The 19,463-nt window shown below is 40.8% G+C and carries 21 protein-coding genes; 4 read left to right on the forward strand and 17 right to left on the reverse strand.

The genetic code is table 11. The features are described from left to right. Positions 1-3: 3 nt before the first annotated feature. Both RIN67_RS12795 and RIN67_RS12800 read right to left on the reverse strand, forming a co-directional pair. Positions 4-708 carry a Rha family transcriptional regulator gene (locus RIN67_RS12795; protein ID WP_233741343.1) on the reverse strand — a complete coding sequence of 235 codons (705 nt, stop codon included), beginning with the start codon at positions 706-708 and terminating at the stop codon, positions 4-6. 15 nt (positions 709-723) lie between these two features. Continuing rightward, on the reverse strand, positions 724-975 hold the full coding sequence (locus RIN67_RS12800; protein ID WP_203639916.1) for a helix-turn-helix transcriptional regulator: 252 nt from the start codon (positions 973-975) through the stop codon (positions 724-726). A 160-nt stretch (positions 976-1,135) separates the two neighbouring features. On the opposite strand from RIN67_RS12800, the gene RIN67_RS12805 reads away from it, so the two are divergent. After that, positions 1,136-1,858 (forward strand): XRE family transcriptional regulator, encoded by a 723-nt coding sequence (locus RIN67_RS12805; RefSeq protein ID WP_313826191.1) that lies wholly within the window; start codon positions 1,136-1,138, stop codon positions 1,856-1,858. 563 nt (positions 1,859-2,421) lie between these two features. Here the strand turns inward: RIN67_RS12805 and RIN67_RS12810 are convergent. Together RIN67_RS12810 and RIN67_RS12815 are read right to left on the reverse strand one after the other, a co-directional pair. Further along, a complete protein-coding gene (locus tag RIN67_RS12810; RefSeq protein ID WP_313872963.1) occupies positions 2,422-3,762 on the reverse strand; it encodes an S-layer protein in 1,341 nt (446 codons plus the stop codon). 639 nt (positions 3,763-4,401) lie between these two features. Next, a complete protein-coding gene (locus tag RIN67_RS12815; protein WP_216765608.1) occupies positions 4,402-4,680 on the reverse strand; it encodes a BRCT domain-containing protein in 279 nt (92 codons plus the stop codon). 759 nt (positions 4,681-5,439) lie between these two features. Here RIN67_RS12815 and RIN67_RS12820 point away from each other — a divergent pair. Genes RIN67_RS12820 through RIN67_RS12830 form a run of 3 tightly spaced genes read left to right on the forward strand, consistent with a single transcriptional unit; the run spans position 5,440 to position 6,800 of the window. Next, positions 5,440-6,228, forward strand: a complete 789-nt coding sequence (locus RIN67_RS12820) for a ParA family protein (protein WP_313826189.1) — start codon at positions 5,440-5,442, stop codon at positions 6,226-6,228. Beyond that, a complete protein-coding gene (locus RIN67_RS12825) occupies positions 6,221-6,451 on the forward strand; it encodes a hypothetical protein (RefSeq protein ID WP_313872964.1) in 231 nt (76 codons plus the stop codon). Before RIN67_RS12820 ends, RIN67_RS12825 begins: the two co-directional genes overlap by 8 nt. A 55-nt stretch (positions 6,452-6,506) precedes the next feature. Then, positions 6,507-6,800, forward strand: coding sequence for a DUF5388 domain-containing protein (locus RIN67_RS12830; protein WP_313826187.1), 294 nt, complete (start codon positions 6,507-6,509; stop codon positions 6,798-6,800). A gap of 181 nt (positions 6,801-6,981) precedes the next feature. On the opposite strand, the gene RIN67_RS12835 is transcribed toward RIN67_RS12830, so the two are convergent. The 13 genes from RIN67_RS12835 to RIN67_RS12895 all read right to left on the reverse strand — a co-directional run bounded on the left by RIN67_RS12835 (position 6,982) and on the right by RIN67_RS12895 (position 19,411). Beyond that, positions 6,982-7,251 carry a hemolysin XhlA family protein gene (locus RIN67_RS12835; RefSeq protein WP_233741310.1) on the reverse strand — a complete coding sequence of 90 codons (270 nt, stop codon included), beginning with the start codon at positions 7,249-7,251 and terminating at the stop codon, positions 6,982-6,984. Next, positions 7,251-8,069 carry a GH25 family lysozyme gene (locus tag RIN67_RS12840; RefSeq protein WP_313872965.1) on the reverse strand — a complete coding sequence of 273 codons (819 nt, stop codon included), beginning with the start codon at positions 8,067-8,069 and terminating at the stop codon, positions 7,251-7,253. Before RIN67_RS12840 ends, RIN67_RS12835 begins: the two co-directional genes overlap by 1 nt. Beyond that, positions 8,062-8,490, reverse strand: coding sequence for a hypothetical protein (locus RIN67_RS12845; RefSeq protein WP_313872966.1), 429 nt, complete (start codon positions 8,488-8,490; stop codon positions 8,062-8,064). The genes RIN67_RS12840 and RIN67_RS12845 overlap by 8 nt, the downstream gene beginning before the upstream one ends. Positions 8,491-8,638: 148 nt before the next feature. Continuing rightward, positions 8,639-10,033 (reverse strand): hypothetical protein, encoded by a 1,395-nt coding sequence (locus tag RIN67_RS12850; RefSeq protein WP_313872967.1) that lies wholly within the window; start codon positions 10,031-10,033, stop codon positions 8,639-8,641. Next, positions 10,034-10,636 (reverse strand): hypothetical protein, encoded by a 603-nt coding sequence (locus RIN67_RS12855; protein ID WP_313826182.1) that lies wholly within the window; start codon positions 10,634-10,636, stop codon positions 10,034-10,036. Positions 10,637-10,645: 9 nt separating this feature from the next. Then, the gene (locus RIN67_RS12860; RefSeq protein WP_313872968.1) at positions 10,646-11,881 is read right to left on the reverse strand and encodes a baseplate J/gp47 family protein; all 1,236 of its coding nucleotides are present in this window, start codon (positions 11,879-11,881) and stop codon (positions 10,646-10,648) included. Beyond that, a complete protein-coding gene (locus RIN67_RS12865) occupies positions 11,865-12,263 on the reverse strand; it encodes a hypothetical protein (protein ID WP_313826232.1) in 399 nt (132 codons plus the stop codon). The genes RIN67_RS12860 and RIN67_RS12865 overlap by 17 nt, the downstream gene beginning before the upstream one ends. Further along, positions 12,260-12,673 (reverse strand): hypothetical protein, encoded by a 414-nt coding sequence (locus tag RIN67_RS12870; protein WP_313826231.1) that lies wholly within the window; start codon positions 12,671-12,673, stop codon positions 12,260-12,262. Before RIN67_RS12870 ends, RIN67_RS12865 begins: the two co-directional genes overlap by 4 nt. Then, positions 12,666-13,598: a hypothetical protein gene (locus tag RIN67_RS12875; RefSeq protein WP_313872969.1), complete on the reverse strand. Its 933-nt coding sequence runs from the start codon at positions 13,596-13,598 to the stop codon at positions 12,666-12,668. Before RIN67_RS12875 ends, RIN67_RS12870 begins: the two co-directional genes overlap by 8 nt. A gap of 5 nt (positions 13,599-13,603) precedes the next feature. Then, positions 13,604-13,939: a phage baseplate plug family protein gene (locus RIN67_RS12880; protein WP_313872970.1), complete on the reverse strand. Its 336-nt coding sequence runs from the start codon at positions 13,937-13,939 to the stop codon at positions 13,604-13,606. Next, positions 13,939-15,123 carry a LysM peptidoglycan-binding domain-containing protein gene (locus RIN67_RS12885; RefSeq protein WP_313872971.1) on the reverse strand — a complete coding sequence of 395 codons (1,185 nt, stop codon included), beginning with the start codon at positions 15,121-15,123 and terminating at the stop codon, positions 13,939-13,941. The genes RIN67_RS12880 and RIN67_RS12885 overlap by 1 nt, the downstream gene beginning before the upstream one ends. Further along, the gene (locus RIN67_RS12890) at positions 15,123-19,214 is read right to left on the reverse strand and encodes a tape measure protein (protein WP_313872972.1); all 4,092 of its coding nucleotides are present in this window, start codon (positions 19,212-19,214) and stop codon (positions 15,123-15,125) included. The genes RIN67_RS12885 and RIN67_RS12890 overlap by 1 nt, the downstream gene beginning before the upstream one ends. Further along, complete coding sequence (locus RIN67_RS12895; protein ID WP_042253738.1) at positions 19,214-19,411, reverse strand: hypothetical protein; 198 nt, start codon at positions 19,409-19,411, stop codon at positions 19,214-19,216. The genes RIN67_RS12890 and RIN67_RS12895 overlap by 1 nt, the downstream gene beginning before the upstream one ends. Between the last annotated feature and the right edge of the window lie 52 nt (positions 19,412-19,463).

Raw genomic sequence — 19,463 nt, forward strand, 5'->3', positions numbered from 1 at the left:
TCCTTATGCTGTCTGCTCAATACGTGGCAAAATTCCTTTCGATTTCAGGAAACTGTATAAGAACTCTTGCCCTTTTTGTGTCCACTTCATGGTGTTGCGTACCTTTTCAATACCATCACTGTTGGTGTATCCGTAGGGTTCGACATGTGTGTAGCCTTGATCCTGATACTTGGCATACAGCAACCACGTTTTACCTTGCTTGTATTGAATACCTAATCCATGCAGTAGCTTATTAAACTCACGCGCTGAGTAGCCGTAGTTCTTAGCGATTACCGATGTTGTTTCCAATCCTGGATTAGCTAACATCTTGTCGGTGTAGTCTGCTTTGGGCTGCAGCACTGAAATTTTCTCTGCTTGGTCAGCGGCCAAACGTAATGCTTCTGGCAACGTAGCTGGAATTTGAAATTTAACTTGCTGTTCCATCTTGTTGAATGCATCAATGTACTGTAGCTTGAATTGAAGCGCTTTGCTACCAGTGAATCCCATTGCTAGTAAGGTGAAACCATCACGGTTCAAGTAATATCCGCGTCGGTTCCGACCATAAGAATCGGGTAAATTGGTTTCCGAGAACATCTGCGCAAAATTGCGCACATCTTTCAGGTCGTCAATTGCTCGCAACACATCACGGTGATTCTTACCAAATGTTTCTGCTACTTTCAGGCTACTAGTAACTGCTTGTTTGTCTTTCATAATTACTAATTCATTCATGTGGTTCATTCCTTTCTATACTGGTTGTTCGATAGGAAACTTCGGTTTTTCCGAAGTCGGGTTTAAAAAAATATCGTTTACAGAAACATGCAAAGCTTTTGCCAGTTCATCTAGTCGATCATAGTTAGCCTTTCGTAGTGAATAAACATCACTTTCATAGCTAGAAATCGTCCGTTCAGTAATGCCCGTTTCCCTTGATAAATCAGCCTTTGACATGCCTCTAATTCCTCGCCATTGCGAAAGAGTAAACTTTTCTTCCTTAACCATCGCTTCATCTCCTCTTGTTTACAGTTACTAATATACACTTCGGATTTTCCGAAGTCAACCTGAAAAATCGGAAAATCCGAAATTATGTTTCGGAAATGCCTTTCGGTTTTTATGAAACAATGCTATAATTAGCTTATAAATTAAGGGAGGGAAATTAAAAATGTTTTCTGATAATCTGAAATACCTGCGAGAAAAAAATAATATGAGTCAAATTGAACTTGCTATAAAGTTGGGACGTAAGAGTACCTCCTCAATCAGCGAATGGGAAAAAGGAAAATATCAGCCAAAAGCTGGTGTGCTTTCTGATATTGCACACATTTTTAATGTTAATTTAGATGATCTCATGAACAAAGATTTGCGCAATGAGAACGAGGTGTCCTCTCCTAAGCTTGATGTGTTAAGTATTTTTAATCAACTAAACCTAAAACGTCAACAAGCTTCTTACAATTACATTTCTAATCAATTAAAGGAACAGCAAAACAATAATCAAAACGTCATCAAGTTCCCCAAGAACGATGATACCCTCGAAATTACCGCCAGCGGTGTCCTCTCTGCTGGTGTGGGTGAGTTCCTTGATGATTCTACTAAGCCATTCACTGTAACCGTACATAAGCCCGTCCCTAGCAATTATGACTATGCCTTCCAGATAAACGGCCACTCAATGGAACCGGTTTACCAGGATAAGCAAGTTGTCTTCGTCAAGAAGGAAGACGATTACCGTGATGGTCAGATCATTGCCGCGGTTATGGACGGTTGCGCGTATCTGAAAAAGCTGTCAGTAGTTGATGGTGAAGCTATGCTGGTATCACTCAACCCACAATATCCTAATATCAAAGTTGATAAAGAGACTGGCGTCAAAGTATTAGGCGTTGTGTTCTCGTAAGTCCCCTACACGGGGATTCTCTTAGCACTCAAAAAGAACATACGTTTGATTAGCCGGGTGGTTGGTCATGGGTCCGAGTCCTGTGTAATCAGTTGATTAATTAAAAAATAATACCGCCAGTCCTCAGGATTAGCGGTATTATAACTATATAAGACCAGATACGGAAGTCGGTAAAAGCTGGACCCGTTCTAGGAGAATAATGCTATGGGACTTTTTAGAAGATAAATAAATCCATTAGGGGGGGGCGCTCGCAATGCTTTTACTACTAACACTCATAGTTATATGGGCAGGATACAAGTTCTTCACGCAGTGGATATGGTGGATCATAGGCATCATACTGCTAATAGACGTATGGAAGATTGTTACGTCATGGCCAGCGTTATTGATCATTGCCGGTACATGCTTCTACTTGCTATATAAGCGACATAAAGATAAGATACCATGTAGGAAAATTAAACCTAAATTGTCTGAACCAGTTAACATGCATGGAAAACACTTTTAATCTTATGTATAAAAAAGGGAAACCCAAATGGGTTTCCCTTTTAAAAAACTAGTTAAACTGACTAAGCAATCCAGCTATTATCGGTTGGGTTACTCGTGGCACTGCCTTCAACTAATTTAGCACCAAAACCGGCCTTTAAAGTATCCCCGTATGAAGCATTACGGTTATCACTATTAAATGGTGTTGATTCAAATGTAAATTCATAATGATAAGCCTTACCTGCGTTTGTATAGTAAGTCTTAGTTCCCTTAACTGTACCGTTTTCATCAAGTGAGTTACTAATCTTGGTTAAGTTATCAGAAATTAAGCTATTCTTAACACCAGTTAAAAGACTAGTATCCATCTTAATGGAAAGATCAGAAGCTGAAATTGATGAGTTTACATTCAGTGCACCTGCAACTTTAACATTACCATTATCCACTTGGTTTACATACAAAGCAACCTTTGAAGTAGCGGATTCTGTAACATTAACATAAACATTATTACCGTATTGTGCACCATTAGTGTAAGCACCGACTACGCGATAACCAGCAGGAGCACTGCTCTTTACAAACTCGCTCAAAGTTTGACCTGCAGCATTCTTAGCATTATTTACAAGTTTACCTGCTTTGGCGTCCTTGTCAGTAGAAACGAATACAGCTTTTCTACCAGTACCGTTATAAACAACAGTGACACTGTTATCATTGGTTAGGGCAACGTCACTAAAGGACAACGTCAAACCACCTAAGTCTTGCTTATTGGTATCGTATCCCTTGCCAGCGTAGATCCAACCAGAGATTGAAGAATTCTTGCTATCAGTTACGTGATAGTATAAAGAACCTTCTTTAGTCTTAGTTGCGGCCTTATCAACTGTGAATGGATCAGTCTTGGCAACACCGTAAAGGCTAACCTTCTTGGCATGGATATCAGTATTCTTAGGAGCAGTCCAAAGAGTATGCTTTGAAATATCCTTCAAGTAATAACCAGTAGTACGTACTGGATTAGCAACAGTAGTCAAAGTATCAGTGGTCTTGATACCGCCAGCAAAAGCGCCGGCAGTCTTACCACCGTAGATGTAACCACGGTACTTCTTGTCCATGGTAACAATCTTGTAGTATACGGAACCACGGTTAGTAGTCTTAGTACCGTATGCGTAGAAAGTGTCGTTGGACTTCTTTGAAGCAGCTAACTTAGCAACTGTCTTCTTAGAAGCAACAACCTTAGCACCCTTAACAGTACCTGGCTTTGAGTAAATAGCATGAGTACCGTTTACCAAAACATTTTGACCCTTAGTAAGGGCAGTGTATGAGCCTGCAGTTGCGTAGCTCTTAGCACTTGCAGTAGTGGTAGTAACAGCTGAAAGACCAGCTAAACCTAACACTGCAGCGCCTACATAAATAGACTTTGCGAATGATGAACGCATAGATGAAAACCTCCTGTAATTTCTTTATTAGCAAAAAAGTTATGTAAATTATTACAATCATTTCTGCTAATGAAGATTATACCATACGATGTCTATTACGCCAAAAGAAAACTTTAACAAATTCACAAAAAAGTCATAATTACGGAAAAGGGCATAAAAAAACCCTTCAACAGGTCAGCGGAAGGGAAGAAATCAAGGATTCATCTATGCAAAAACAATTATAACCTATATGTAGTAAAAAAGCAATGACGATGAAATATTCGTAACAAAAAAGGACGCCCTGCTTGAAGGAGCGTCCAATCTTCAAAGAAGGAAGAATAAAAACCAACTTTAAAGAAATCTCTTAATGTAGACTAACATCTATTTAATATAATGTCAATAAGAATAGAAAGAATAACGTTTCCATTAAGTTACTAACAGTAACCTAATAACACTTACCATCATCTCATTGCTTAACATGCTATGGTTGATAATACAATTAGCTATACCGATTCTTACTTTACATAAGGCGGCTTATCCCAAGTAACCACCATTCACCCCGATACTTCCACATTCCGTTATTTTTCGATTGTGAAAAGCGGTGGAGGAGGATTGGTCTAGGTGAAAATCGCGAAAACTTAGGAAAGCCACTTTGTGAAGTTAACCGTCCAAACTCCTAGACCATTGCGCCAATCGTGCCTGACACCAGGCCAAAAACTCACGTTCTGAAATCGTTGGGGTTCCCGTCAATAACTTTTTTGTGATCGGCTCCTCACCTAAAACCGTCTCAATTAACCCCACCACTAAATAATCCGTCTGTTTCGTCACCCAATTTTGTGGCTTTGCCCCCAAGACTTGCGCCAAGCTAAAAGCTTGTTGCCGAGTCATGGTTGTTAAGCGACCGGTAAAAGCAATCTCACAATTTTTTAAATCAAGCATTTCAAATCATCAACTTTCTTGATTTTAATGTTGGTTTTGACTTGACGGGTTACGGTTTTCCATTCAGTTTAGAGGGAGTGACGTTTTGAGCGCAGAATTGTTCCCTGGAATCAGCTATTTGGAATAACTGAACCAGAGTACAATTCTACGCTAAGGTTTCCCCTTAGTTCGTCGGTCGTTAACGCCCGTCGCTTGTCTGTACAATTGCGGTATTGCTACCACCACTCATTATAAACCTACGTTTTCGGTTTAACCTACTAAAAAACGCCCTAGCAGGCGTTGGTAATACGTATTTTTATTTGTTCGATCACCAACTAATCAGTGGCACCAAGCCGAAGCTTCGTTTTACCACCCGCGCCGTTAATGGTCGCGCTCACCATTCACCACCCAGCCGTACAGATGACCTTGTTGTGGTATAGCCAGACTTATTGAAGTCGCCCTGGCAAACGTGTCCCCTTGGATTTAGACCCCAGCTTGTCCCCTAGGGCTTTAAAAATCGCACCGGCCATGATATAATAGTCATTAAACAATGATGACTTTTTTGTGGCGCTCACCGATTCCTGTCGGTGGGTGTTTTTTTGTATATAATTTAGTAGACTTATTATTTATTAATGCCCACGAAGTAATGGTAACCCTGAATCGACAGTTTGTCAAACTTCTAATAAATTATAAATAATAAATTATTTATTTTAAATTACATATTATTTATTTTAAATTATCTTCTCATTGTGTTATCATTGCGTCATTGGAGGATATACTATGAGAGCTAAAACATTACTACATTTTAACTTTAAAGGTGGCGTAGGCAAGACTACACTGAGCGTCATGAACACATATTTATTAGGTGCCAGCAAAAACAAAGTTTTGCTGATTGACCTCGACCCACAGGCAAACGCTACCGAAATTATGAAAGCCACATTTAACAAAGAAATTGAACCGGCTGTGTCTCTTTACAACGGACTACTAAATTTTGATTTAAGTAAATCAGTAGTTACTCTAACCGACAATATCTCAATAATTCCAGCTGATTGGGAACTAAGTTTATGGCCTGGTAAAGCTGAAAAAATTAAGTCTCATGACCGCATGCTTATATTAAGTGAGCTGATCAAGAGCTTTAAAGAACAATTTGACTACATTATTATTGATGTTCCGCCAACACTCTCCATTTTTACCAATAATGCAATTTTAGCCAGTGACTATATATCATTAGTATTGCAAACTCAAAAGCAAGCTTACACGTCTGTTCTTAAAACTGCACAGTATATGTTTCAATTAAAAAGTGATTATCAAGCATCTTTTAACGTTGCTGGTGTAATTCTTTACCTCGTTAAAAAAGACGCCAAAGTTGATAAAGAAATAACACAAGCTGCCATAGATTCATTTGGAGACGCTGTATTTTCCAACAGAATTTGGCAGCAGGAACGAGTTAAGCTGTTTTCAAACGAAGGCATCAAAAATGAAGACCACTGGGATAAACGAGCAATTGGAATGTACGATATGGTGCTAAAAGAACAACTAAAACGGATTGGAGAAATGGAAAATGGCTAATGATTTTTTAGGAAAATTAGCAAAACAAGCTAACCAACAACTAGGCGACAATGAAAGCCCATTTAAACAAAAAAAAGAAGTCACTAGGCCCGTACAAGTACGTGAAGGTACGTATAAAATGATTAAAGATATAGCCTATAAGGAAGCTAAGATAGTTGATGTCATTGACTCTATGCTTAAATACGCTATCAATTCAGGCGAGTTTGACGAAGATAATAAATAATTTAAAATAAAAAATAAATTGTTTATTTTAAATTACAAAAATTCGAGGTGCTTTGATGAATAAAAAACGAGCGACTATTATATTTGATGAAGATGTCTCAGCTCAAACTAGCAGTGTCAGAAAGCCTGTTGCAGATTCGGTCACTTTTGACACAAACCTAAAAATCAACAACCACATTAGAAACAAATTGCAAGCAATGGCTGTATTAGGGTATAGTGACAATCAAAAGGCAGCTATTGAAGTAGCTTTATCTGTTTATATTGAATCTTTGACTTCAGACGAACGTAAAGAATTAGAATTTCAAATTGATTCTTTAGAAAAACGTGATGTACGCGTAAAAAATAAATAATCACGCGCGCTCAGACAACACGTTCACCTTTTAGACGTATAACTTGTCCGTTTAAATGAAGCAGAATGCACACAAAAAAAGACCATCCAAAGAAGATGTTATGTGGGTATCTTCTTAGACGGTCTTTTTTTATGGATGGAATGTCAGAACGAGATTAATTATAACACTTGGTTATCCGTGGTTACAGAAATTTCTCGATAACGTATATCAGGAGGGTGACTCCAATCCCTGAGATTAGAATGCCAATCAGCCAGTTTTGAATACTGGTCAATCGGTCAATTCGATGAGAACTCTCAATGGATTTTGCCAGAGCTTTATCGGCTTTGTTATCAATCTCATCTACCTGATTGAGTTTGTCCTCAATGTCTTCAACTTTCTGCTTGGTGGCACTCACATCCTTTTGAATGTCAATCAGCATTCGGGTGGTATCCGTTAAGTCTCCATGGGGCATTACTTACCACCCGATTTTCTAACCAGCTTCACGTATTTCTTGTTAGCTGAGATATAGCCAACGCCAGTCTTAATCCGGTAAACCTTACCGTACTTGACGGCCTTACCGTAAATGGTACTGCCCTTGGAGAAGTGAACACGGCGCTTATTAGCCTTGTTTAGGGCTGGCTTACTATACACGTTAACATGATTGGTAATCACTTCGTACAGGCCGTTATCAGCCCAGTATGAGGCTTTCTTATGGGTTGCCTTGGTAACCTTACCAGACAGCTTACCATCGAAGTCATAACTGCAATCCACACCGTGCCAGTTGTTGGTGTATTGCCAAGCGTTGGCCTTAGCTACCCCCGGTTGACTGACACCATAAGCCGCCACCCAGATTGCTTTATCTACCAGTTGGGAACGATTGATCCGGCCAGCATTGAACCAGCTACCTGATCCGTACGTAATCACATTCTTATACCCGTGACTAATCAGATACCGAAGGAACACATTAACCTGACTGGTCGTCTTCCATGGTAAGTCGGGTGCTTCCACATCAATGGCTAATACCGTGGACTTATCTAAGCCCATCTTCTTCACCCAAGCCAGAAAGTATTGAGCTTCAGCCGTTCCCCGACCATGAAAGAAATGGTAAACCCCAACGGTATCAAACACTTTGAATCCATTAGCAATCTGGTTACCAGCCTTGGGACTGAGATAACCAGTGCCTTCAGTCAGCTTGACCATAATCCCATCAGCACCCCGCTTTTTGAGTTGCTTAATGTAAGCCAAAGAGTCGGCTTGGTATGATGACAAATCAACAATCTTTTTAGTCATTGCTGTCAGTCCCTTCTGATGGGGTCATAACCTCCGTTGGTGCTGGGGCAACTACTGGGGCATGATTATCCCCACCGGCTACCTTGTAAGCTTGGTAAGCCTTCTCAACCAATCCTGAGATAGTTTGAATATCTAAGTTGAAACCATTGGCCGTTAATTGAGCGTTGACGAAGCGGATTGCTTCCTTTTTGCGATCAGACAGAGATAAGCCAGCCATGACTGCCATTTCGGGTACAATCGTATTAGCCAAGTTTAAGCCCACTTCTAAGCCTTGCTTGACGTGGGTATTCTTTTCTGTCTGAACCTTACGAGTTAAGAGTGGTTTTACCAACTTGTAAACGGCGGGAATTAATACCATTAAGAAGGCAAATACCCCCGCATTATTGAGCCAATTGAACATATCGGTAATATCTTTGAACATAATATTCCTCCAATTTTGGGTAAATTAAAAGCACTGACTAACCGGCTCTTTATGGCTAATTAGTAGCAGTGCTTGAACTAAAGTCTTTGTCTGGAAACTCGTTATCTGAATCTGGTTTTACATAATATATTGACATTTCTTTTCCTCCTTAAACTAATTCGTCATAATTAACAAAACACGAAGAGTAGATCCACCCTGCGTCATTTGCATTAACCATATAGCTAGAGTATTTTGAGTTTAAAACAGTTGTATCATAAATCTGAATTTTAAAACATATTCTATTTCCCACAATAGAGCCATCAGCAGTAGATGATGCTGTGTTTCCCTCAAGATAATAAAGATGGTAACTTGGAAAAGATAAGTTTTTTACTATACTCGTTAAATCAATATATATACTGGAATTTTCTACAAAATTTCCTAATATCGTAAAAAACATATAGACACGCTTATTTACCTCATCTATTTTTACTAAGAATAGGGAATTCTCATCGACTTTTATACTCGTATTATATTTAGTAAATGCAGTAATGCATTTGTTGTCTAAGACACGCCAAGCACTTGTTTCAAGGCTTTTCAAATCGTCGCTGGTAGCGACTGATTTACCTCCGTTCACAGTGAGATTAGTAAAATCAGTAGGTTTAGAAACAACCCCAGTGTCAGGGTTGCGGTCAACCACGTTAGCAGTAGCCGCATTAATTGCGGTTGTAACATCTGATTTAGTAATGTATGGGTTACCTGTTGTTTTATCAATTGGTGCAGTATCAAAGGTGTTCTTACCAGTAAACTCTTGATCTGAACCCGTTCGTGCTAGGTCGGATGGCAAACTGCTTGCTAGTAATAACGGATTATTTTTAACAGTTGGAACGGCATCAAAATTGTTAGCACCAGATAGGTGGGCTACCTTGGAATCGTTAGCAGGTGTGTAACCAATTTTATCCTGCTTAGTGTTAACCTCTTCAATTCCTGCTACATCACTAGCTGGTTTACGCATGTCAGCAATATTTACTTTTTTATCCAGTTGCTGATTAACGTCAACCGTCTTGGCGTAAGGCTGTAATGCCTCTGTTAAGTCTTCCTGAGAGGCATACACATCATTCGAGTTCGTCATGGTAATATTGCTAGTCTCTTGAATGACAGTTTTGTAGCTGTAAGTCACTGCTTGCGGGGTGACACCATCATAAGCAGGAAAATAGTTGGGGTTGGGTGACACGGTCACACCATATAAAATTTCGGTGCCGGTATCGTCTTTGGCGAAGACCCCGTAGGTTTTGACGTATACGCCGTCGGCTAATTTTTCATTAGTCCCGGTAGCTCGAATACGAGTCTCTCCAGAATTGGTGTCCAGTGTCGTTTCTGGTGAGCTAACCACCACCTCTTGTGGGGCAATTGCGGTTAAAGCCTTGACTTGCATATCGGATAATTGGGAATTATCCATCGATGAAAAGACAATTTTGCTGAAAGTAATTTTAGTTTTACCAGCATTAACTTGATCAATTAAATTTTTACCTGCATTAGTTAAGATCCCTACGTTTGGCGTTGCCAATTAAACCATCTCCTTAACAGTAATTTGTGGATAAGACTGGGCATGAACTCCTACATAAAGTTGGTTGTTAACTGTCGTTGCGTACTGTAAGTCTTTCAACAAATATTCTGGTGGTAGCATTGATTGAATCGCGTTTGTTAAAATCTTCCGTTTTATCTCAGCCTTATCGCCAGAGTTGAAGTCAAACGGAATATTGGTCACTTCGATCTCTTCTGGATTATCTGTGCCATCAATATCAAACACGCTAGGATCAATGCTTAAGACCGTTGCAATGAGCTTTTTGATGTCATTGGTTGTCACACCACTATGATTTTTAAGCAACTGTAACCGCACCTGAAAGCGCAAGAAATCATCATCGTCATCAAGCCGTGTGACACCGTAATCCGCCGCAATTTCAGTTAAAACTTGACCAGCAGCTTTTGACAGTCGCAATTGGTCCGAAATGTTGAGCAAGTCATTCTTATGTGCCAAAAAAATATCGCTGATAATATTGAGAAGCCGTTGGTTGTTGGAATCATCTTCTTGATTAAGTTTGCCAGGCAGCATGGCCGTTATCCAATCACGCAGCGAATCATTTGATAAATCTGCTTCAGTTTGGTACATCTAGTCACCTCACTCGATTATATTGACCGTGATATTAGTTGAACTGGTTACCGCTAGTTGAAAATCACTAACACTTACATCAGCCTCAGTTAATTTATCTAAACTGGTTCCCAGTGTTAGTGCCACATCAGTGACACCAACCGGCGAATACGCGGGAGCAAATAGTTTAGAATAAAGTACCTTATCGCCCATGCCCAATGTGTCAAAGTAATTAACGATGTTTGTTTTAATACTGGCCGGTCCATTGTCCGTATCAAACTTTGTATCATCAATATGAATATCGGCTTTAATGAAGACAGGGACCGTTTCTGCTCGATCAAAAGCCACAATGTGTTGACGGCCACCAATATCCGTTGCAGTTCCCATCACTGATCCAATCGTGTTGGATTGTGGTGGTAAGTAATTAAAGTAAGTTTGGATAATGTCAGCATCAGCACCGCCAATGACATACAAATGTACTGACTTGGCCGGATTACCGTAACCGTCTTTGCTCATTGTGTTGTTGTTAATCAGTCGAACGTCGGTTACCCCGGATAGATTTTTAATAGCGGTTTGAATCCCATCTGGCGTTGAATTGGGCGTATTTAAACGGTTAGCTAGTACGCGCTGGCGTAACTCGTCATCCGTTTCTGGATCGCCACCACCGGTTGCTGCGGAAGGATTTGTCACCGCATAAAAACCGTCAATTGAGTCTTCCGGATTAACGATCGTATTGGGCATGACATTCGAAGCTGTTCCCGTCTCGATGGCTACCGCTTGAACGATCTGCCGGCCTAATACATTACCGTCGTCATCTTCTAATGGCTGCGTATTACCCCCACTATCAACGTAAGTAGCTTGTTGTGTAATCTTCGTGTCAGCCATGGTCGAAAATACCTGTCCATCTGGTGTGGAAAATTGCGTTTCTTCTGGAATGATTGTTGGTGAATCTGGGTCTACGTACCCGTCAATTTGCAATTCTACATAAGCATTCACTGCAGGCTTACGATAGACCTCAAGTTCTGCCGCCAAGTCGTCTAAGTTAGCACCGGAACTTTTCAGCACAAAGAATGAGTTATAAACGCCTTGGGCCAGTTTTTCTAATGTGTCGTCTACTTCAGATAACACGCCTGCCAGCATGCCGGGTGTCTGACTGTCATCTAAGTCAATGCCATCACCAAATCGCTTAATGAATAGCGCATTAATATCATCACGTAAGTCGTCTAACTCTTTTCGGTCAAATCCTGTATCAGTCGTTAGTGGCATCAACGTCGCCTCCTTCATCTACTCCGACTGTTGCCACAATTGTGGTGCCGCCATTAAGGGTTACTGTCGCTGACAAGTTAGTGATTCGCTGTTCAGCATTCACCTCAAAATCAGTTATCTCAACCGCATCAAACTCTTCGGGCCATTGTTCTTGTAAGTAATCAGCGAGAATTGACTGGATAACCCCTTGATCGTCTGCATTGGCTAGTAGATCATTATGATCAATCCCAATATCCTCGTTCCACAGAAGTTCTGCCGTGTTGATATTGAGCAATAAGCTTAGCTTTTGTGCCAACTCGTCGTCATCTTCAACCAAATTAAAAACACCAGTGTTGGCATCAAAATCCAAGTCACCGGTGTTGTCTAATCCAAAAGCAATCATGGTAAAATCACCGCCTGTATAATTGTGTCTTGTAGGCTGTGAACCCGTTTGGTTTCAATTCGATAGTTGCTCTTGCCCGTCCAGTTGTCCATTTCACGGTCGCAAAAGCCAACGCTCACAACTGAACCGACTTTCATTGGCTTCCAACTTTTACTTAGTTTCCCAAGAACTTCATCAAGCTGCCAAATTGACGATGGTACCACGCACTCAACTAGAGGCGCACGCTTGTCCCCGTCAGACTGTAGCGGCAACGGTTGAATACTACAACGATGATCAGTTTTTCTGTATGAAATGACCCGGCCAATCATGTTGCAATTAATCTGCGATGAAATCAACGGAATTAATTCTTTTTCCAGAAAATCAGACATCTTGTGCTTGGGATCAACCACTTTCTTTTTAACTTTAGGCATAAACAACCACCTCCATTTTGTAACTATCTCGATCGTGCGTATGGGTAACGCTCTTCACTCGTTTCAATCCAGTAAGCTCCGTTGATTTGACATAGACAGCTGAGCCAGCTAGTATTCGTGGATCATCGAAACACTCTAGCGTCCAGGCTGCTGAACCATCGTCAGTGCTGTTATAAGTTGGCTCTTGCGTTAGTCCATTAGTCATTGCTAGATACAAATGCTCATTGTATGGGTTAGGCTTCTGCCAATCATCAATATAAATCGCGCCTCGTCGATAGTAGACCTTGCTCCCGCAATCCTTAGCGATTGATTTAATAGCAGCCAATGGCTTAGATGAAAGCGAGTAGCCTTTCTTGTAAACCTTGTTCTTTTTTAAATGCACTGTGGCAATGTCAATCTTAGCGTCGCGTTTAATCCTAGCGATAATTTGACTAGCTTTAACATTCTTTTTAAAGGCAATGTTTACCTTTTTAACTTGCTTAGTTTGATAAGAAATTGTCTTACCGTCGCTCGTCTTAACCTTATGTGTAACTGTTTTCGATCCATTAAATTTGCTGTACAGTCGTTTTTCTTTGCTGTAGTCCTTACCTTCAGTGAACGTAATCTGCGTTTCCTTATCCATGCCGTCTCTCGTCTCCGGTGAGACTTGCGAAATGGTCCCCTCGGTAAGTAGACCATAGAGTCCTGTTGGTCCCGTATGCAGCATTATATGGTCGCCTTTATGAATCTTATTGAGGTGTGTTTTGGCCAAATTAAAAACGGTGACTGTACACGTTGCCGGACTGCCACCGTCATCAGACGGTACTTCATAATTAATTGGAACACTGCTTTTTTCAGATAAAGTGAACTTGGCCCCGTTGTGAGTAATCACGATAGTTGTCGTATATCCCCAGTAGTAACCGTCACTTTTAACTTTCACTGACATTACAATCACACCTCGCCATCAGGAATATTATCAATGCATAAATTAACGGTATCCCCCAGATTGCCTGGATCAATTTCAATTTCATTTCCGGACTCGTCCATAGGAATAATCGTTTCTGCCGGCAAGCCATCAATGTTAATATTCCGCCAAAGTGGTTGGTTAAGCACCAGCACTTCACCTTGACGAATAGCAACGCCATCAAGCGTAGAAACGTCTATCGTAAAGGTACGATCAATTTCATTCCACTGAAATCCAAAGATATAACTTCCGGAGTCTAAATCCACTTGGCGATTATATGGCATATCATCTGGCTCAATTGGTATCGTGTCATGAACGGTCATTACTGATACCTCACTTTCACACCAATTGGCAACTTTCTAGCGGGCCACTTGTTCATCTTTTCCAGGCTAGAAACTGACACATTATAGCTTTGAGCAATTCCCCAATAGGTCATACCAGACTTTATCGTTACCGTTTTGTGCTTTGTTTTCTTGGTACCGGCCTTTGCTCCCGTCGAAGACTTCGACTTCTTTTTAGTCTTTTTCTTGGCATAAGCAATTTTGTCTTTTTTGGCATACGTGAAGGTAATTGATAGCTGCATGCTATTTTTATTGCCTGCTGTATAAGCCGTCTTACCAACTGACGATAGATAAGCATGGTTCCACTTAGAGAAGCCTCGTACAGTTACCTCGACGCCCTTACGTGCCCAACCTTGTAAGATGTCATACTGCTTATCACAATCAGAAAAAGACTTACCAAATAAATAGTAAGTCCCCGATAACTGTTTAGAATTTCGTACGCTGTAGTTAGTTCGTGGATCAGACTTGTCAACTGCATTAGTTGGCACATCTTGACCATTAGTTTCTGAGGGGCCAAATTCCCCTAGCATAAATACTCGACTAGTCTTTAAATCAGCACGATAGATAGCCGTCTGGCCACCATACTTTTTCTTGACCGCTTTAATCTTGGATCGAATACTCTTGCCATTAGCCTTTTGAAGTTTTTTCCGTGCGGCTAGCTTGCGTGCAGTATTTGTAGAAGAATATTGACCATAAATTTTTTTGTCTTTAGACTTCTTAGTCTTTAGACTGCTAATCTTGCTTTTTTCCGTTTTAATGTTCGCTTGTGCCTTGATTTTTGCTGACATTTGTTTCTGGTAACCAGCTGAGGAGGCAATCTTCTTCATATCACTTACTAATGATTTTTTATCTTTTTTCAGTGACGTAATTTTGGAAGCAATTGTTTTCTTCTTGGACGAACTCTTTGTCTTAGCAAGCAACTCCTCTTGCGCTTCGATTTGAGTTTCAAGAGCGTCGTAAGCTGAACTCTTAGCTTTATAGCCATTGGCTTTGTTTAAATAGTCATTAGCCGTGTCAATTTTCTTTTGGGCAGTAGTAATCGCCTTACCGGCCTTAGAAATCTTGGCCGCATCAGCAGAAACGGTTTTCTTCCATTTCTGGGTTTCGTTGGCAATCTTCTTGTCACTCTTGCCTTTTAAATTAAGCTTCTTCGTTTTGCTAGCCATTAGACAGTAAGCCCTCCTTCATCATTTAGCCCCCAAAGTTCGCGGAGCTTTTCAACTAAATCGTCATTACGTTTTTCTAACCGGCTATCTAACTCGTCAATTGATGACTTGTCAGCGTTGCCTTGAATAACCACCTTAGTGGGAGCACTAATGGTTACTTTACCCTTACTACCACCACTGATCAGTTTTTCTGAAGCTTCATGAGGAATGACTACACCGGAATTATCTGGATTAAACAGTTCCCAACCTTTTTCGCCGACTACTGATAATTGATTCTTAGCTAGCTTTCCACCTTTTTCCCGGCGAACGGCACCAGTTGGACCCCAACCACCAGCGTGAACATCGGAGCGCCAGTTGGTATCATTGAACATTGCTAATAATTGGTCGTAAGCTGATAAGATGTTGTTGTGTCCTTTAACAGCATAAGAACTGAAAGTGCTTGGAACAAATTGAAGTAATCCTTGGGCTGGGTGTCCACTAGCTGAATTAATATCGTGAACCTTTTGAATAACTTTGGCGTTACCACCAGATTCGTGCATAATTACACTTTTAATTGTAGCTAGTTCTCCAGCACTGAGGTTGACGTGCATAGCTTTAGCGGCCTTTTCAATCATGGAAGAACCACCATAACTAGATCCACCTGAACCTCCAACAGAACCAAACATATTGGCTAATTTATCCATGAATTTGAAGAATCCTGAGCCAACTTGGGACTTAATGCCCTTGATGTTACCGGATTGCTTACTAGACTTAGGAGAACCATCAGGCTTACCGTGCATTTTAGTTACGTCATACCAGCCTTTGGTTGAGGAACCGCCATGATCCCATAGAGAACCATGGGATACCCCAATATGGACGTGTGAACCACTACCAGCACCGTTTAAACGGCCAAGAGTAGCAATCCTTTGTCCAGTCTTAATGACATCTCCCGTGCCAACTTTAATGTTGTTCATTCCACCAAATTCTTGATAGATTTCTTGCCATCCGTCATTTGAAGCAACCGTAATAACATCGCCCAATTGACTGTAAGGCCAGCCGTGTAATGGACGTCCAACGTGAGTAACCGTCCCACCATGTACCGCTCTAATAGCTGAACCAAGGGGACCAGAGAAGTCAACACCATCATGGCTACCAAAACTACGAGAAGCCCCAAAACCATTGGTCTCAGATAACCCAGGATTATGCCGCCAGTTACCACCAGCAGAACCTCCATCTAAATCAACCATTGACCAGAGTGAACTCCACCAATTAGTGGCCGATGATTTCATCTTATCAAAAAAGCCATTAGCAAAGTCTGATAAAACAGTTCCCTTGCCAGATGGCTTTTTAAGCAGTCCGGTTAAATATTTACTTGGATCTTTAACGATTGACTTAACGGTATCAAATACGTTCTTAGTGGCCTTAAGAACGCCACCAGCGAAGTTACCAATTGCTCCGAATCCTTTTTCAACACCACCGACAACCGATGAGCCAACACTCTTAGCACCATTCCATAGATTGCTTAGCAAACCAGTTCCCTTAGCAAAGTGGCTCATCCCATTCAACGACATAGCAAACTTGGCTTCCGTGGCATTCAGCACTTCAGCGCCCGGCTCTAACATGCGCATAACATTGGTTCCTTTAATCAGTTCACCCATACCATTAGGGTGAATTAGCATTTCTCGATTACCAGTTTCTGGACTATCGTTTCCATCATTAAGTACCGCCATGGTTGGCTTAGTAATCGCTCTACGCTGACCAGATAAAGCACCGGTCCCAGTTGCTAAGTGAACTGGATTAATCGTCCCAATTGCTTTGCTAGATCCACCAAATGCATGAATGACTGAATCAATACCGCTGATCCCTGAGTTGAGAACTTTGATAACATTGTTGATACCGTCCTGAACGTGCTTAACGATGCCTTTCCAGAGATCGCCAAACCAATCAGATATCCCATTCCAAAATGATTTCCAGCCCTTGCCAATATCTTTCCAGGTATTGCTAAATGCCTTAGTCATTTTTTCTAATTTTCCACCAGTCAGATCATTGATAAAGTCAAAGTCAGCCTTAAAGACGTCTTTGGCTAAGGACCAAAATGATTTGATCAGCTTAACGCCGTCTTTCTTAAAGCCTTTCCAATCGCCAGTTAGAACATCAATTCCAACATTAACAATGCTTTCAATTGTCTTAAATCCATTTTTAAAGATGCCTTTGGCGTCTCCCCACAAATTTTTAAACGACTTAGCCATCTTTCTAACCGATGCCATAATGCCATTAACAAACTTGCGGAATTTTTTATCATGCTGGTATAGCTTAACTAAGATTGCAATTGCCGCGGCAATACCTGCAATCCATAAAGCCCAGGGAAGTAATTTAATGGCTGATCCCATTAGTCTCGTTGATGACGTGAACTCTAAAATGTTCTTTCTTAGTCCCAGAATCCCAGTACCCATGCCTAAAAGCTTTTTAGCGGCAAACATACCAGCTAGAATTTTCCCAGCAGTTTGAAGTCCTTTGCTGTGTTTGGAAATAGATGCCAAAGAATCTGAAAAACTACGAATGTGTTTACTGTTGCTACCCATTTTAGCAACTGGTGTAGCAATGGCGCTAAGCCCTGATGCAATTCCTTTGAAGAATCCCAAACCAACATCCTTTAATATCTTTAAAGAGTAGTAAAAGCTTCTAAAAAACTCAACTATGGATTGAGCGTGGCTTGCAATAGTTCTCGATATATCAGTAACCGATTTGGCCAAACTCTGCATCATTTCATCGGCAAAATGTGGCGCATTATTAGGGTTAAAAACTTTAGCAAATGCCTTAGTAATCGTGTTTAATCCCTTAGAAGCAGCTGACCCAACTTTAGTAAATTCCTTTTCGGTGTTTTTATCAGAAACCCATTTAGAGATAGCAGAAAAGATTGGGTTTTTTGCTTTCATAAAAGGCTTTTCAAGTGCACCAAATAACGCAGACCCTCGTGCGGACATGACACGTTCCATGCCAGGAAGTGTCTTCATCATATTTTCTAAAGCTTTAGCGTATTTCTTACCCAGCCCATTCATGACAGCTTCTGCATCTTTTGCGCTAACCTTTCCTGCGCTCATATCAGCTCTAAGCTGGCTCATCGTTAGATGTGAATTCTTCATTGCCTTACGTTCGTACTCTAACAGTTTTTCACCAAACATTGGTAATTGGTCTGAAATCATATTGAAGTCGCCCAATTGCATCTTAGAGGAAGCCATCATATGTGTGAAATTAAGGCCTAAGCGTTTGGTGTTTTCAGCCCCCATGCCTAAAGTATCAGCCATAGTTAACAAAGATTTAGTCAGCCGATCAGTTGGCCCCTGCTTGTTTAAAACATGATAAAATTGTTGGTTTAGTTCATTAACTAGGCCCGCTGACTGTCCAAATTTAACCGAAATATCGTTGATTGCTTTAACCATTTTTTGACCTTTTTTAGCTGAACCAGTCAATGTTTGCCAAGTTGCACTCATTACCTGTTGTTCTTTGTCGTACTCTTCCCCAGCTTTCAGAGCATTACTAATGCCCCCCTTCAAAGCATACCAAGAAGATATAACCGCATTGGACACTAGTGCTGCCCCTACTACTTTCTTTACAAGCCCTGATCCTTTGCGCATTCCATCAAATGTCTTTTTAGAAGCACTATTTAACTCATCTAAGCGTTCGTGATATTTGCCTAAAGACTCATTGCTGCCTTTAATGGATTCGTTTGCTTTTTTAAAACTTCCACTTATTCCTTCAATAGGCTTTCCAGAAATTTGTTTGACTTGATCGTTGAGCTTACGCATCGATTCAGTGTCTTTAGCCCCTACATTGGAAAAGTCCAGATTGTGCTTAAAAATATCAGCCTGCTGCGTCGTCTTACGAAACTCGCTTTGAAAGCCAGCCATGCTTTCTTTAGACTGATTAACATCACGAGATATGTTAAGCCCGGAACCTAGTGATTCTTTTAGTTTATCAGCCTGACCAGTGATTTCATGAAACGAACGCATGAAGTCGTCAAGCATCGAGTTTGCCTTACGAAATTCCTCTAGTCCATTGACGTTAAGATCAATGCCAATACCGGCATGCCGCAACTCTTTAGTTTCTGCCATCATTTCCCTCCTTTCTGACCTAATATTTTTCCTAGAGCCATTAGGACTCCATCAGACACGCCTTTTGCAATGATTGTTTTTAATTCCTTACCAATCCGTTCAGCAATTTCATTGCTAACCAAAAATTCATCTTGTGTCTGTTGCCGTATATCATGTTCTGTCATTCCTAGAAACAGCGCTGGGTTAACAAATGCCATGCGCTTGTCAACCACCTTGTCTAGTAATGACTGATCAACATTACCATGATCG

The sequence above is a fragment of the Levilactobacillus namurensis genome (assembly GCF_032197885.1).
Taxonomy (GTDB): domain Bacteria; phylum Bacillota; class Bacilli; order Lactobacillales; family Lactobacillaceae; genus Levilactobacillus; species Levilactobacillus namurensis_A.